At 66.5% G+C, this 13,949-nt stretch carries 13 protein-coding genes; 7 read left to right on the top strand and 6 right to left on the bottom strand.

Features of this window, described 5'->3' with window-relative positions; all coding sequences use genetic code 11:
* Nucleotides 1-44: 44 nt before the first annotated feature.
* Nucleotides 45-1,043, top strand: coding sequence for a trypsin-like peptidase domain-containing protein (locus tag ACLV74_RS18705; protein ID WP_411880915.1), 999 nt, complete (start codon nucleotides 45-47; stop codon nucleotides 1,041-1,043).
* Between the two features lie 34 nt (nucleotides 1,044-1,077).
* Here the strand turns inward: ACLV74_RS18705 and ACLV74_RS18700 are convergent, their stop codons facing one another.
* On the bottom strand, nucleotides 1,078-2,001 hold the full coding sequence (locus tag ACLV74_RS18700; protein WP_411880914.1) for a LysR family transcriptional regulator: 924 nt from the start codon (nucleotides 1,999-2,001) through the stop codon (nucleotides 1,078-1,080).
* Nucleotides 2,002-2,142: 141 nt separating this feature from the next.
* On the opposite strand from ACLV74_RS18700, the gene ACLV74_RS18695 reads away from it, so the two are divergent.
* Nucleotides 2,143-3,150 (top strand): aldo/keto reductase, encoded by a 1,008-nt coding sequence (locus ACLV74_RS18695; protein WP_411880913.1) that lies wholly within the window; start codon nucleotides 2,143-2,145, stop codon nucleotides 3,148-3,150.
* 6 nt (nucleotides 3,151-3,156) lie between these two features.
* Here ACLV74_RS18695 and ACLV74_RS18690 read toward each other — a convergent pair whose 3' ends face one another.
* The 3 genes from ACLV74_RS18690 to ACLV74_RS18680 all read right to left on the bottom strand — a co-directional run bounded on the left by ACLV74_RS18690 (nucleotide 3,157) and on the right by ACLV74_RS18680 (nucleotide 6,224).
* Nucleotides 3,157-4,350: a Fic family protein gene (locus ACLV74_RS18690; protein WP_411880912.1), complete on the bottom strand. Its 1,194-nt coding sequence runs from the start codon at nucleotides 4,348-4,350 to the stop codon at nucleotides 3,157-3,159.
* Nucleotides 4,351-4,560: 210 nt separating this feature from the next.
* Nucleotides 4,561-5,127, bottom strand: coding sequence for a DUF1439 domain-containing protein (locus tag ACLV74_RS18685; RefSeq protein ID WP_411880911.1), 567 nt, complete (start codon nucleotides 5,125-5,127; stop codon nucleotides 4,561-4,563).
* Between the two features lie 122 nt (nucleotides 5,128-5,249).
* Nucleotides 5,250-6,224, bottom strand: coding sequence for a GlxA family transcriptional regulator (locus tag ACLV74_RS18680; RefSeq protein ID WP_411880910.1), 975 nt, complete (start codon nucleotides 6,222-6,224; stop codon nucleotides 5,250-5,252).
* Nucleotides 6,225-6,358: 134 nt separating this feature from the next.
* Between ACLV74_RS18680 and ACLV74_RS18675 the strand changes: the two genes are divergently transcribed.
* Nucleotides 6,359-7,369: an SLAC1 anion channel family protein gene (locus ACLV74_RS18675; protein WP_411880909.1), complete on the top strand. Its 1,011-nt coding sequence runs from the start codon at nucleotides 6,359-6,361 to the stop codon at nucleotides 7,367-7,369.
* Here ACLV74_RS18675 and ACLV74_RS18670 read toward each other — a convergent pair.
* Entirely contained in the window at nucleotides 7,366-8,547 is a 1,182-nt protein-coding gene (locus ACLV74_RS18670) for an NAD(P)/FAD-dependent oxidoreductase (protein WP_411880908.1), read from the bottom strand. The two genes, ACLV74_RS18675 and ACLV74_RS18670, sit on opposite strands and share 4 nt — an antisense overlap.
* A gap of 203 nt (nucleotides 8,548-8,750) precedes the next feature.
* Between ACLV74_RS18670 and ACLV74_RS18665 the strand changes: the two genes are divergently transcribed.
* The 3 genes from ACLV74_RS18665 to ACLV74_RS18655 all read left to right on the top strand — a co-directional run bounded on the left by ACLV74_RS18665 (nucleotide 8,751) and on the right by ACLV74_RS18655 (nucleotide 10,292).
* Nucleotides 8,751-9,239: a hypothetical protein gene (locus ACLV74_RS18665; protein WP_411880907.1), complete on the top strand. Its 489-nt coding sequence runs from the start codon at nucleotides 8,751-8,753 to the stop codon at nucleotides 9,237-9,239.
* A gap of 142 nt (nucleotides 9,240-9,381) precedes the next feature.
* Nucleotides 9,382-9,879: a helix-turn-helix domain-containing protein gene (locus ACLV74_RS18660; RefSeq protein ID WP_411880906.1), complete on the top strand. Its 498-nt coding sequence runs from the start codon at nucleotides 9,382-9,384 to the stop codon at nucleotides 9,877-9,879.
* The gene (locus tag ACLV74_RS18655) at nucleotides 9,876-10,292 is read left to right on the top strand and encodes a VOC family protein (RefSeq protein ID WP_411880905.1); all 417 of its coding nucleotides are present in this window, start codon (nucleotides 9,876-9,878) and stop codon (nucleotides 10,290-10,292) included. The genes ACLV74_RS18660 and ACLV74_RS18655 overlap by 4 nt, the downstream gene beginning before the upstream one ends.
* A gap of 91 nt (nucleotides 10,293-10,383) precedes the next feature.
* Here ACLV74_RS18655 and ACLV74_RS18650 read toward each other — a convergent pair whose 3' ends face one another.
* Complete coding sequence (locus ACLV74_RS18650) at nucleotides 10,384-13,128, bottom strand: polysaccharide deacetylase family protein (RefSeq protein ID WP_411880904.1); 2,745 nt, start codon at nucleotides 13,126-13,128, stop codon at nucleotides 10,384-10,386.
* A gap of 412 nt (nucleotides 13,129-13,540) precedes the next feature.
* Here ACLV74_RS18650 and ACLV74_RS18645 point away from each other — a divergent pair, with 412 nt between their 5' ends.
* The gene (locus ACLV74_RS18645; protein ID WP_411880903.1) at nucleotides 13,541-13,870 is read left to right on the top strand and encodes a hypothetical protein; all 330 of its coding nucleotides are present in this window, start codon (nucleotides 13,541-13,543) and stop codon (nucleotides 13,868-13,870) included.
* The last annotated feature ends 79 nt before the right edge of the window (nucleotides 13,871-13,949 follow it).

Raw genomic sequence — 13,949 nt, 5'->3', positions numbered from 1 at the left:
GCCAGCCTACACCCGCCGGCGCCGGCGCGGTCCTAGACTGGGATATGACACAGCTTATGCGCCGTCCCGCCCATCTATTGCATGCTGCAATGGCGCTCACGGCGGCCTGCGGCGCGGCTCCGGCGCTGGCCCTGGATGCTGAAGAGATTTTCGAGCGCGCCGCGCCCGCCGTGTGGACGGTCAAGTCCGACCTCGGCAACGGCCAGTTCTCCGTCGGCAGCGCCGTCGCGATTGCACCCAACCTGCTGGTCACCGCCTGCCACGTGGTCGGCAAGGCCATCACCGTGCAGCTCGTGCAGCGGCAGCGCGAGGTCAAAGTCATCCGCATCCTGCGCGACCCCGTGCCCGAGCATGACCTGTGCGTGCTGCAAACCGAAGCAGCCGCCGCGCTCGCCACCGTCGCCATCGCACCCATGGACGGCGTGCGCGTAGGCGCCCGGGCCTATGCCATCGGCAGTCCGCACGGGCTGGAGCTCACGCTGTCCGAAGGCCTGGTGTCGGCCTTGCGCGCCAACGCCACCAGCACGCTGCCCACCATCCAGACCTCGGCCTCCATCTCCTCAGGCTCCAGCGGCGGCGGCCTGTTCGATGCACAGGCGCGCCTTATGGGCGTCACCATCAATGTCTCGCCCGGCGGCCAGAACCTGGGCTTTGCCTACCCCGCGCAGCTGGTCATGGGCTTGCCCCAACGCATCGACGCCGAACTCGCGCAGTGGCGCGAGGGCCTGCAAAAGCTCGGCCTGCTCATGGGAGCGAACGGGGAGCCCATGCTCTCCGGCCACGCCGAGCTGGGCAACGAAGCCGCGCTGCCGGTGATAGGCGGCGGAAGCGATCCGGCCGCCCTGCAGATGGCCTACAAACAGTTTTTGCTGCAGTCGCTGCCGCGCGCGTTCATGATCACCGGCGACGGCCACTTCGGCACCGTCACCAGCCTGGCGGGGCTCAACGAGCAGCTCGCCGGTTGCGCGCAAAAGAAGATCACCTGCGCGGTCTACGCCGTCAACGGCACGGTGGTCTGGGGCCAGCAGCAGCCGGGGCGTTGAAGCCGCGCTGACCGCGCGCGAAAACCCGTCAGGGCTAGAACTTCGCCCCCGCCGCGAACTCCACCGCGAACACCTCGGCCACCCAGTCGGCAAATGCGCGCACCTTGGCCGTCAGGTGGCGGTTGCGCGGGTAGAGCACCACCACGGGCAACTCGTCCACCGTCCAGTCCGGCAGCACGCGCACCAGCGCGCCGCTTTCCAGCAAAGCGCAGGTGCGCCGCGTCAGCGGCTGCTGCGCCAGGCCCATGCCAGCCAGCACCGCGCTCATGTGGCTGTCGGCGTCGTTGCAGCTGACCCAGTGCGGGCGGTGCACCTGCCGCGCCTCGCCGCCTTTGGCGAAATCAAACGGGAACACGCGGCCCGTCTTGGCCGAATGGAAGTTGGCGAAGCGGTGCTGCTCCAGGTCTTCCAGGGTTTGCGGCGTGCCGTACTGCGCCAGGTAGGAGGGCGCGGCGCAGGTCACCACCTTGAGCCGTCCCAGGGGCCGCGCCACCAGGCTCTCGTCATGCACCAGGCCGCCGCGCAGCACGCAGTCCACGCCCTCGGCCACCAGGTCCACCGGCCTGTCGGTGCTGCCCAGCTCCAGCACCATGTCGGGGTAGCGTTTAAAAAACCCCGGCAACGCCGGCGAGATCACATGGCGGCCCACGGCCGCCGGCACGTCCACCCGCAGCCGCCCGGCCGGCGTGGCGACCGCGCGGCGCAGCGTGCCTTCGAGTTCGCCCATGTCCTGCACCATCGCCAGCGCGCGCTGGTGGTAGAGCGCGCCGTCGTCCGTCAGGCTGAGCCGCCGCGTCGTGCGGTTCAGCAGGCGCACGCCCAGGTGGGCCTCCAGTTCCTGCACTGTCGTGGTCACGCGGGCCTTGGGCATGTGCAAGGCGGTGGCCGCCGCGGTAAAGCTGCCCAGTTCCACCACGCGGTTAAACACTTCCATCGCTTTGTAGCGGTCAACGCTCATGGCTATGCCTTTTGCCTTGTTGTTCTTGAAATTGGTAACAGTTATTTTGAAATATGGCAGTTTATTCTTTTAATCGGAACCAATACAGTCCTCTTACCGACCCATTCATGCACTGACTCCGAATTCACCGAAAGGCTCCCCATGACCGCCATCCTCTCTTCCACCCGCCTGGGCTTTCGCGGCCCGCAATCCGTCTCGGCCATTGGCTTGGGCGCCATGGGCATGTCCGGCATGTACGGCGCCAGCGACGAGGCGCAAAGCATCGCCACCATCCACGCCGCGCTGGACGCCGGCGTCAACCTCATTGACACCGGTGACTTCTACGGCATGGGCCACAACGAAATGTTGATTGGACGGGCTCTCAAAGGCCGGCGCGACCAGGCGCTGGTCTCCGTCAAGTTCGGCGCCTTGCGCGACCCCAGCGCCGGCTGGACAGGCATGGACGGCCGGCCCGCCGCCGTCAAGAACTTCCTGGCCTACAGCCTGCAACGCCTGGGCACCGACCACATCGACATCTACCGCATCGCGCGTCTCGACCCCAACGTGCCGATTGAAGACACGATTGGTGCCATCGCCGACATGGTCAAAGCCGGTTTTGTGCGCCACATCGGCCTCAGCGAAGTCGGCGTCGACACGATCAGGAAAGCCCACGCCGTGCACCCGATTGCGGATCTGCAGATCGAATACTCGCTGCTCAGCCGCGGCCCCGAAGCCGACATCTTTCCCGTGCTCAAGCAGCTGGGCATAGGCATCACGGCTTACGGCGTGCTCTCACGCGGCCTGCTCTCAGGCTCCAAGCCCACGGGCCCCGGTGATTACCGCGCCCACCTGCCGCGCTTTACCGGCGACAACGCCGCCAAAAACCAGCAGCTCGTCGAGGTGCTGCAGCAACTCGCCGCCGGCCTGGGCGCGACCGCCTCGCAGGTGGCGATCGCCTGGGTGCTGGCGCGCGGCAAGGCGCTGGGCGTGGACATGGTGGCGCTGGTCGGCTCACGCACGTTGAAACAGCTCGATGAATCCCTGGGTGCGCTGAAGCTCACGCTGGGCGCCGCAGATCTGCAGCGCATTGAGGCCGCGCTACCGGCCGACGCTGTGGCCGGTACGCGGTATGCGGCTGAGCAGATGGCGCACCTGGACAGCGAAAAATAAAACTGATCAGCCCGGCGCGTCGCCCCGGTTCCAGCCTTCCACATTGACGGCGTAGCGCGTTGCCTTGCCGACGCCTATCACCGTGAGCAAGCCCTGTTGCAGCAACTCCGTAAGGTCGCGGGTGGCCGTCGCTTTGGACGTGCCCGTGATCTTGCTGTACTTGTCGGCCGTCATACCGCCCAGGAAGCCGCCGTCGCCGGCCTCCAGCAGGCGAGCCAGCACCTTGCTCTGCCGTTCGTTCGGTGAAAAACCGGAGGCGCGCAGGCGGAACGCCGTTTTTTGCAGCGCCTGTGTCACCACGGCTTGCGACCTGATGCAGCAGGCCGTGAAGGCGCGCACAAACCATTGAACCCAGGGCGTGACGTCCAGGCCGCCCCGTTGCGCCTGGTTCAGTGCGTCGTAGTACGCCTCCCTTGACTCGAACATCTGCCTCGAGAGCCCGAACAGGCGCGCGGATGAGCCGATGTCCTGCGCGATCGCCATGTCCACGATGGCCCGGCCGACGCGGCCGTTGCCGTCTTCAAAGGGGTGTATCGACTCGAACCACAGGTGCGCGACGGCGGCGCGGGCGATGCCGTTGATGGAAGGGGCGGCGGGCTGGGCCGCCGTGCGTTGCGCGGGGCGCGTCTCTTCAAACCATGACAGGAACAACTGCATTTGCGCCGCGACATTGCCGGACGCCGGCGCGGTGTAGTGCACCACTTCCCGGCCCAGCGGGCCGCTGACGATCTGCATCTCGTCCGCATGGTCGCGGTAGCGCCCCACGGCGATTCTTCGCAGGCCTGACGTGCCTGTGGGGAACAGGGCTGCTTGCCAGCGGCACAAACGGTCTTCGTCCAGCACGGACTGGTAGCCATCCGTTGCGTCCTGCATCAGCTCTATCAAGCCATCCACATGGCGGTCATGCGTGGGCAAGTCCGCCAGGCCCAGCCGGCGACAGACAGAAGACCGCACCGCGTCCAGGTTCAGCTTTTCGCCTTCAATGGCCGCCGTGGCCATGGCCTCCTGGACCCACAGCTCACGGGTGATCTCCTGCGCATCCGCCAGGCCTATGGCTTGCATCTGTCCCAGCAAGCGGCCTTGCTCCAGGCGCGCCTGGTTCAACTCGTGCTCCAGAGCGCTTGCATCAAACACCAGCGCCGGCCAGCCTGGCTGTTGCCACACATAGGACGGTTGGGAGAACGGGGTTTCTGATGCCATGAGCCGTATTTTAGCAAATACGGCTCAAAAAATGAGCCGTATTTCTCAAAATGCGGCTCAAAAGGTACTTTTAGGGCGCGGACTTGCTCCCTCCCCCGCTGGGGGAGGGCTGGGGTGGGGGCCAACCGGCCTTTGAATGTGCGCGGCGGAATATCAGGCGCCCACGGCCCCCATCCCTGCCTTCCCCCAGCAGGGGAAGGAGCAAGACCCTCATTGCGCCGCCTTGTTCACAAACGCTATCACCAAGCCCCTGTCCGTCACCGTCAGCGCGCCTGGCTCCAAACCCATGGTGTCGGCCAGCGCCAGGTCTTGCGGGCGCAGGCGGTGCACCACGACTTCGAGCAGCGCCTGTTGCGCGAGTGAATTGCCGTAGGCCTCGATCAGCGCCGAAGGCCCGGGCGGCAGGCCCGCCAGGCGCAGGCTGTTGAAGTGCAGCTGGTGGGCGCGTATCGATTTGTCGCCGGCCTCATAACGCAGCGCGAAGTCCACGTCGAAGCTGCCCGGGTAGCGCTGCCCCAGGGCAAGGCCGCCGGCGTCCACCGCCATGGTCGCGCCAAGGCGATTCACCTCGGGCATCAGGCGCAGCACGGGCGCCTGCAGGCTCAGATCGACCAGGCCGCCCAGCGGGTAATTCATCGGGAAACGCTGCGCCACCGCCTGCTGCAACTGCGCCAATGAGACGGTGTAGTTGGGTTGCGCGTGCGCGGCGGGTACGGCCAGCCCGGCCGCTGCCAGCAGCCCGCATGCGCCGATATGGAACACAAGCCTGCGCTGCATCAGCGGGCTCGCCAAGTCATGGAGGTCAAGAATCTCATGCCCCCACCTTAAACCCTGCAACAGCCGCCGCCTGTCTGGCGCTTCCGATGCCCGCGTAGGCCATGATGCCGCCTGCCGGACGACTAAGCGCGCTGGCCCGCAAACCGCCGGCGGTAATCCTTGGGGCTCACACCCAGCCGCCGCGCAAAGGCGCGCCGGAAGCCGTCGACGTTGGCATACCCCAGCGAATCGGCCAGCTTCTTGATCGGCACTTCCGAGGCCTCCACCTGCCGCCGCGCTTCGTCGATGCGCGCCGCCTCCACAAAGGCCGCCGGCGTCAGCCCGGTGGCCGCGCGGAACACCCGCGCGAAGTTGCGCTCGCTCATCGCCGCGCGCTGGCACAGCGCCGGCACCGACAGGTCCGCGCCCAGGTGGGCCAGCACATAGTCCTGTATCTCGCGCACCGCCGACTTGTCCGCCGTCTGCGCCGCCAGGTGCGCGCTGAACTGCGACTGCCCGCCCGGGCGTTTCAAAAACATCACCATCTTGCGCGCCACCTTCAGCGCGATGTCGCGCCCGTGGTCTTCCTCCACCAGGTGCAGCGCCAGGTCCATGCCCGCCGTCACGCCGGCCGAGGTGTAGGTGCCGCCGTCCTTCACGTAGATGGCATCGGCCTCCACCCGCAGCGCGGGAAAGCACGCGGCCAGGCGATCCGTCGAGTTCCAGTGCGTCGCCACGCGCTTGCCGTCCAGCAGGCCCGCCTCGGCCAGCAAAAACGCGCCCGTGCAGACCGAGCCCAGCCGCCGCACCGTGCGCGCCTGCCGCAGCAGCCAGGCGCTGGTCTCCGCCCTGCCCACCAGTTCCTCGGGCTCCGGGCTGCCGGCCACCAGCAAGGTGTCTATGCGGCCGCGCTGCGTCGCTATCGTGGCGTCCACCACCATGCGCATGCCGTTGCTGCCCTTGATCTCCCCGGCCTGCGTGCCCACCAGCTGCAGCCGGTAGGCGCGCGGGTTGCCCAGCTGCACCCCGGCTTCGGCAAACACGTCGGCCGGCCCGATCACGTCCAGCAGCTGGACGCGCGGCACGGCGAGGATGGCAACAAGGCGGGTGGCGGACATGGAGGCCTCTTTGGCTGGATCGGCTGCTTTTGCGGGATTGAACCCGGGCCAGCATAGCCGAAAATAGCCTGTACGACAAATTCAGCCAACTCTGCGATTTCCGGAGATTCCCGCAGACCCGACCCAAGGCACCCATGAACACCCTCACGGCCCCCAACGCACCCGCTCCGGCCTCCGCGGCTTTCGCCGCCGGCCCCTATTCCCTACGCCAGCTGCCCATCAACCTCTACGGCGCCGTCATGGGCCTGGCCGGCATGGCCCTCGCCTGGCGCCTGGCCGTGCCGGTCTTTGGCGCGCCCGCCGCCATCGGCGAGGCCATGGGCTTTTTCGCGCTGGCCGTGTTCCTTGCGCACTCGGCCGGTTACCTCGCCAAGCTCGCGCTGCACCCTGAAGCCGTGCGCAAGGAATTCACCGACCCCGTCTCCGGCAACTTCTTCGGCCAGTTCGCCATTTCCCTGCTGCTGCTGTCCTGCGTGCTCATGCCCTACGGCCAGGCCTTTTCCCAGGGCTTGTGGACGGCCGGCGTGGTCGTGACATTGGCGCTCAGCGTACTGGTCGGCAGCCGCCTGCTCAAGGGCAAGCTGGCGCCCGCCCACATGCTGCCTGTGTGGATCATCCCCGGCGTCGGCGTGCTCGACATCGGCGTCACCGGCGGCCACCTGCCCATGGCCTGGGCCGGTGAAATCAACCTGCTGGCCATGGCCGTGGGCGCCATGGTCGCGCTGGTGCTGTGGACACTCATCATCCACCGCCTGGCCCATGGCGAGCCCCTGCCCCAGGGCATGCGCCCCTCGCTGATGATCCTGATGGCGCCCTTTGCCGTCGGCTTTCTCGCCTGGGTCAACGTCTTCGGCGAGGTCGACCGCTTCGCCGGCGCGCTGTTTTACTTCGCGCTGTTTGTCTTCATCGTCGTCTCACCCAAGGTGTTCCGCCGCGATGTGCCCTTCTCGCCGGGCTGGTGGGCCATCAGCTTTCCCATGGCCGCGCTGGCCAATGCCGCCATCGTCTATGCCGGGGCGCGCGGCGGCCTCGTGCTGCACGTGCTGGCCGCCTTGCTGCTCGGGCTGTTGACGGCCGCGCTGGCCGTGCTCACGGTGCGCACGCTGCACTGGGTGTTCAGCGGCAGGCTGTTTGCCACCGCCTAAATCACGTTCTTCTCGACCAGGGCCTCGCCCCGCAACAAGCGCCCAACTGCGAGGGGCGACAAGTCCAGGCTGGCGTAGCGGCCCTCGCAGATCCACTCCGCCAGGCCGCGCCCCACCGCCGGCGACTGTTGCAGGCCGTGGCCGCTGAAGCCATTGGCCAGCAGCAGATTCGGCAACGAGGGGTGCGGCCCCAGCAGCGCATTCTGGTCGTGCGTGTTGTATTCGTAATAGCCGGCCCATGCGCGCTGCAGGCGCAGCGCCTCAAAGCCCGGCACCCGGTGCGCCAGCGCCAGCCAGGCCTGGTCGAAGAGTTCGTGGTCGACATCGAGCGGCGCATCGTTGTCGTCGCTGCCCGCCGGCGGCAGGCCGCAAATCCAGATCTCGCCCTCGGGCCGGAACCACAGGCCGCTGGTGTCTATCACCAGCGGGCAAGCCGGCGTCTTCGCGGGGCTCGCAAACGCATACACGCAACGCCGGCGCCCATACACCGGCAAGTCCAGGCCCGTGCCCGCCAGCAGCGGCCGCGCCCAGGCGCCCGCCGCATTCACCGCCCAGTCGCAAGGCAGCTGCGCGCCGCCTTGCAGCGTCACCGCGTTCACACGGCCCGCACCGTGCGCAAAGCCCGTGGCCTCCGCCTTCACATACTTCACACCGAGGCTGCGCGCTTTCTGCTTGAAGGCCATCAGCAGACCGTAGCCGTCAAACCAGCCTTCGCCCCGCAAGCCCAGGGAGCCCAGCGCGAGGCCATCGACATGGAGCCACGGGAAGCGCTGCCGCAATGCATCGGGCGCCAGCAACGCCACCTCCACGCCCATCGCGCGCTGCGTCGCATGGTTCTCGCGCAAGGTGTCCGCACCGGCTTCGCTGGCGAGGTACAGATAGCCGCGCTCCGTCAAGCCGATGTCGGGCACGTCGCCATTCACTGCCAGGTGCTCTTTGATATCGCGAAGAAACTCAATGCCGAACTGCGACACCGCGATGTTCACCGGCTGCGAGAACTGCTGGCGTATCGAACTCGCCGACAGCGCCGACGAAGCCTGCGCATAGGTCGGGTCGCGCTCCACCACCGTGACCTCGCCCGCAAAGCGCGGGTGGCTTGCAAGAAAGTACGCAATCGCGCTGCCCATCACGCCACCGCCCGCGATGACGACTCGTTGTGAATGTGTTGCGTGGTTCATGGTGATCGGTGTTGTCCTGCAAGCCGCTAGCGCCACATCCTACATAACTCACCCCTTTGTCGCCGCACAGCGACAAAAGAGGTAAACCGCAAGCCCTCAAGTGCAACCATGTGTGTGTTGGGTCAACAGCGCGCGATGCACGCCGTTGAACATGGGCTACTTGATATCACCGATTCAACCTTCCATATCCAAAGGACTCTCTCATGAACAAACTCCTCGCTTCCCTGATCGCCACCCTGTTCGTCGGCATGGCTTCCGCACAAACGCCAGCACCCATGGCACCGGCTACCCCCGCAGTCGTCAAGGCTGAAGCCAAGGCCGACAAAGCCGTCACCGCAGCCGTGAAGAGCGAAGCCAAGGTTGACGCCAAGGCAGACGCCAAGGTCGCCAAGGCTGAAGCCGCAGCTGCCGCAAAAACCGCCAAGGCAGACGCCAAGGCCGCCAAGGCAAAAGCCAAGGCTGAAGCCAAAGCCGCCAAGGCTGACGCCGGCGACCAGGCCAAGGCCAACGCCAAAGCTGAAAAGACCGGCATCAAGGCCGACGCCAAAGCCGCTTCCACCAAGGTTGACGCCAACGCCAAGGTCGACGCCGTGAAGGTTTCCACCGGCGCCGACAAGGCCAACGCCAAGCTCGACACCAACGCCGTCAAGGCCGAAGTCAAGACCGACGTGAAAGCTGCCGGCAGCAAGTAATTGCACGGTGTGATTCGCTGATCCATTGATTGGCGGTCAAAACAAAAAGGGGCAGGGTTGAAAAACCCCGCCCCTTTTTTCTTGCGCGTGCGGGTCAACAGGCTCGGCTAGACTTCCATCGCACGCCAGGACCTTCGAACCCATGTCCCCTCCCGAACACCAATCCCCGGCCCTGCTGCGCCGCCTGCTGCGCGCCAAAGACCGCATGGACGCCGCCTCGCATGAAGCCTGGCCTGTCGCGCGGCTGGCTGAAGTCAGCGGCGTTTCCCACACCCATTTCGCGCACGCGTTCAAAGAGGCCTTCGGCATTCCCCCGCACCGCTACCTGCTCACGCGGCGCATCGAGCAGGCCTCAACGCTGCTGCGCGACACCGGACTGCCCATCACCGAGATCGCTTTCGCCACAGGCTGGGAAAGCCTGGGCAGCTTCGGCCGCATCTTCCGCGACATCACCGGCCAGAGCCCGAGCGCCCTGCGCATAGCCGCCAGGGCAGATGCCGGGCAGCTGGCCCACATGGCCCACACGCCCGCCTGCATCCTCAAGGCCGCGCAGCGCCCCGACCTCACCATCGCAGTTTTGGAGAAGCGCCGCCGCGAGGGAAAGACAACAATCGCGGTTTTCCCAAAGGAGATCTCATGAGCCAAGGTATCAATGTGGTGGGTGTGTATGTCGACAACCAGGACGAGGCGCTCGCCTTCTACGTCGGCAAACTCGGCTTTCGCGTCCACACCGATGCGCGCAACGGCGCCTACCGCTGGCTGACCGTGCAGCACCCCGAGCAGCCGTCCTTCCAGCTCGGCCTCTTCACACCCGGGCCGCCCATGCACGACGAAGCCACGGCACAGGCGCTGCGCGCCATGGTCGCCAAAGGCGCCATGCCGCCTCTGGTCCTGGCCGTGTCAGACTGCCGCGCCACTTATGCGCAATGGATGGCGAAAGGCGTGGAATTCACGCAGGAGCCCGTCGAACGCTACGGCAACTGGGATGCGGGTTTCCGCGACCCGGCGGGCAATGGCTGGAAGATGATCCAGGCCGCCGCTGCTTCAGCGTGAGTGCTGGGGTTTGCACAGGGCTGCGTAGCGTTGGGTTTCCTGCTCCTTCCCCCAGCGGGGGAAGGAGTCAGGCCAAACCTGCGCCGTGTTGTCAACCCTTCTCCAGCTCCTGCTTCGCATGGCCCGCGCCCGGCCCGGTGGGCGCCAGCTCCAGGTAGGCACGAAAGGCCTTCTTCGCCTTCTCGCCGTCGCCCGCCTTCGCATGCGCGTCGCCCAGGTTCAGGTAGGCCACCGCGCGCGACGGGTCCATCTTCACCGTGTTCTCAAACCAGCGCGCCGCTTCCTTGAACTTGTCCTGCTTGAAGTAGACAAAGCCCAGGTTGTTGGCCGCCAGCGCGAAATCCGGGCGCAGCTTCAGCGCCTCGGTGAACTGCGCCTCGGCCTCGGCATACAGCTTTTCCTTGTAGAGCTGCAGGCCGCGGTCGTTGGCGCGCTGCGCCAGCTGGCGCGCCGAACTCGGCACGGCCAGCGGCGTCACGATCTTCTGCTCGCCGCCCTGCAGGTCCTTCACCACCACCGTGGCCGATGTGGGCAATGTGGCGGGGCTGTCCGCAGCGGCGGGCGCGGCAGCGGGCGCAGGCGGCCGTGTCGCGTCCAGCTTGCTGTTCAGCGCGATCGCGTCCAGCGGCAACTGGCTGGTCTGCGCGCTCAAAAACTCCGCCTCCACCGGCAGCGCGAACACAAAGTCCCCGCCTTCCGAGCCCGGCAGGCTGCCGAAGGCCGGCGTCTGCCGCGACACCGCAGCCACCGCCGGCGCCACATAGGCGGCCAGCTCGGTCGCGGTGATCAGGCCGTCGCCGTTCAGGTCGGCCTTGCCGGCCAGCGCCTGCAGCAGCGTCCAGGTGAACACCGAATGCCCGTTGGGCCCGCCGTCGGCCACCAGCTGGTCCGCGCCGCCGGCCGTCAGCATCTGCCGGCCCAGGCGTTTGGCGTTGTCGCGCAGGAAGTTGCCCGAACCCGCGCCGCGCGTCAGCCCCAGGCCGCTGTAGCAGGCGTCCATCACAAACAGCACGTGCTTGGCCGTCAGGCTCTCGGCGATGTTCTGCAGCTCCGTCATGGGCACCGCGTCGGTCGCCAGCTTGTTCGGGTCCGAGTCCGCCGGGATGATGTAGCCCAGGTCGCGGCCCGAACTCAGCTGGCGCGTCGCGCCGTGGCCCGCGAAAAAGACGAACAGCCTGTCGTTCTTCTTCATGCCGCTGCGCGCCAGCTTGTCGTTGAACGCCCCCAGGATGCCGGCGCGCGTCGCCTCGCGGTTTTCCAGCGACAGCACATGGTCGGTGTTGAAGCCGAAGCGCTGCACCAGCGTCTCGCGTATCGCCCGCGCGTCGCGCACCGCGTACTGCAGCTTGGGCCAGTTCGCGTAGTCGTCGATGCCGATCACGATGGCCCATGAATCGCTGTAGCCCGGGTTGGCCGCCACCGGCGCCGGCGCGGCCGCGTTGCCCTTGGCCACGCTGAAGCCGCTGCCGTCCCAGCCCGCGAACTGGTAGCCCTCAGCCGCCAGGCGGTCCAGGATGGCCGGCAAGGCTTTCACCGTGCGCTCGTGGATGTCGTGGAACAGGATGATGCCGCGGCCCTCCTTGTCCACCGCGCGCAGCACGCGCTCCACGATGGAGCTGGGCACCGGGTCGGCCCAGTCCAGCGAGTCGATGTTCCACATCACCGAGCGCAGCTGCGCGCCCGACAGCAGGTCCAGGCCCTCGTCGTTGCGCGCGCCGTACGGAAAGCGGAACAGCGGCGAACGCCGCGCGTCCACCGCCTTCAACAGTTCATCCGTGCCCAGCACTTCCGTCTTCAGGCCGTCACCCTTCAGTTTGGACAGCTGCGCATGCGTCATGCTGTGGTTGGCCAGCGTGTGGCCCGCCTCCAGCAGTTTGCGGCTCACCTCGGCACGCGGGCCCAGTTTGGTCTTGCCGTCCGCCGCCACCGTGCCCAGGTTGCTGCCCACCTGGAAGAAAACGCCAGGCGCGCCGTACTGCTTCAGGATGGCCGCGATCTCCGCCGTGTACACACCGTGCGGGCCGTCGTCGAAGGTCAGCACGATGGTCTTGGGCGGCAGGCTGTAGCCGAACACCTCGCCGTCCTCCTCGCCCTTGCCCTTGCGCGTCAGCGCCTTGGGCGCCGGGTAAGGCATCACCACGCCGAAGTCTTTCAAAATCTGCGCCCGCGTGTACAGCTTCTTGAGGCTCGCCACATAGTCTTCCCAGCGCTCGCGTTTGAGTTCAATCGCGCGCGGCTCAAAACGGCCGAACACCAGGCGGATTTCTTTTTCGTAATTACGCTCTATCTCCAGCAGCGCGTCCAGGTCTTCGCCGATGCGCTTGTGCAGCTTGATCGCCGGCAGCGACGAATCCGCCGCCACCGCCGCCTGCAGGCTGCGCAGCAGCTCGCGAAACGCCAGCCGGTCCGCGTCAAACAGGCTCTTGTCGCTCTCGATGTAATCCAGCAGCGCGCCCACCGCATCAAAACGCTGCGCATTGCCCGAGGCCACCAGCGCCGCCATCTGCGGCTCCAGTTCGGCCACCCGCGCGCGGTTTTCATGGAACAGGCCCTGGCCCACCTGGTTGGCCATGGTTCGTTCGCCCGCGCCCAGGGTTTTCTCATCGGCAAACAGCACGATGATTTTCCGGTAGCCGGCCAATATGTCCTGCATGCCCGCCAGTATCTTGCTGGTGTCCGGCGGGGTTGCGCTCACCGCCGCCACCTCGGCCATCGGCTCCGGCGGCTTCTTGCCGCGCCAGATACGGCTGTCCACGCTGATCAGCGCGGCCGTGGCGACAGCCAGCAGCAGCACGGCCGCCGCGGCCCCCAGGGCCAGTTTTGTTGTTTGCTTCATCGTGGTGTTGTGCAGGCCCGGCCAGCGCCGGGCGTTTGTTCAATCAGCCGCCCTCCGGCGCGCCCCCTAGCGAGCGATCATAGCTTTGCACCCCGCGCCCCGAAGCGCCATCGGTGTCGACTGCGCGATGGGGCTGCATAGACTTGAATTTCCTGCTCCTTCCCCTCTGGGGGAAGGAGTCAAACCCAACTTGCGCCTGTTTCCATTACGCAGCATGAGCCTGCGCGCTATGTTGTCCTTGCGCATTCATCCCATATGATCACGTCGGCCTATGTCACTACCAGACCCTTCTCAAGATCGCGCACCGTTCACCCTTGACCTTCGAACGGTCCTGATGGCCGTTTCGGTTCTGCTTTGTGCCTACGCAGCATGGCGGCTCCTGAATCTGACGACAGACATCCGGGAGCAGGGCATGATTCCCCAACTTTGGCAGCCCTTGCTCTCCATTACGGCAGAAGTGGGTCTGCTTCTCCTTTGCATTGGCTTGCTGGCGGCGCGCATCGCATTCGTGCGGTGGATTGGCCTGGCGCACGTGGCCCTCTGGCTGGTACTGCTCCTCACCAGCCTCCCCGTACACCTGCCGCTTGCTCTGAACAGGAAACCGGTTCCTGTCGGCCATTTCAGCCAGGCAGCTCTTTCGCGGGAGCTGCTGGTGTTTGAGTTCAGCATGCTTGTCGTAGCATCGCTGCTCGCATGGGGTCTCGTGGTCTACGCCGCCAGGCAGTCGCGCCGCGCGGGCTGAGAAGTCCCTCGGTTGCCTTGCTCGTAACTCCAGGCCTCTCAAGCGGTTCCGTACTTTTCAGGACATGTCAACGTTGGGA

The sequence above is a fragment of the Polaromonas sp. YR568 genome (genome assembly GCF_943369415.1).
Lineage (GTDB): Bacteria > Pseudomonadota > Gammaproteobacteria > Burkholderiales > Burkholderiaceae_C > Polaromonas.
The sequence above is the reverse complement of the archived record's forward strand: the minus strand, read 5'-3'. Positions and strand labels throughout refer to the sequence as shown.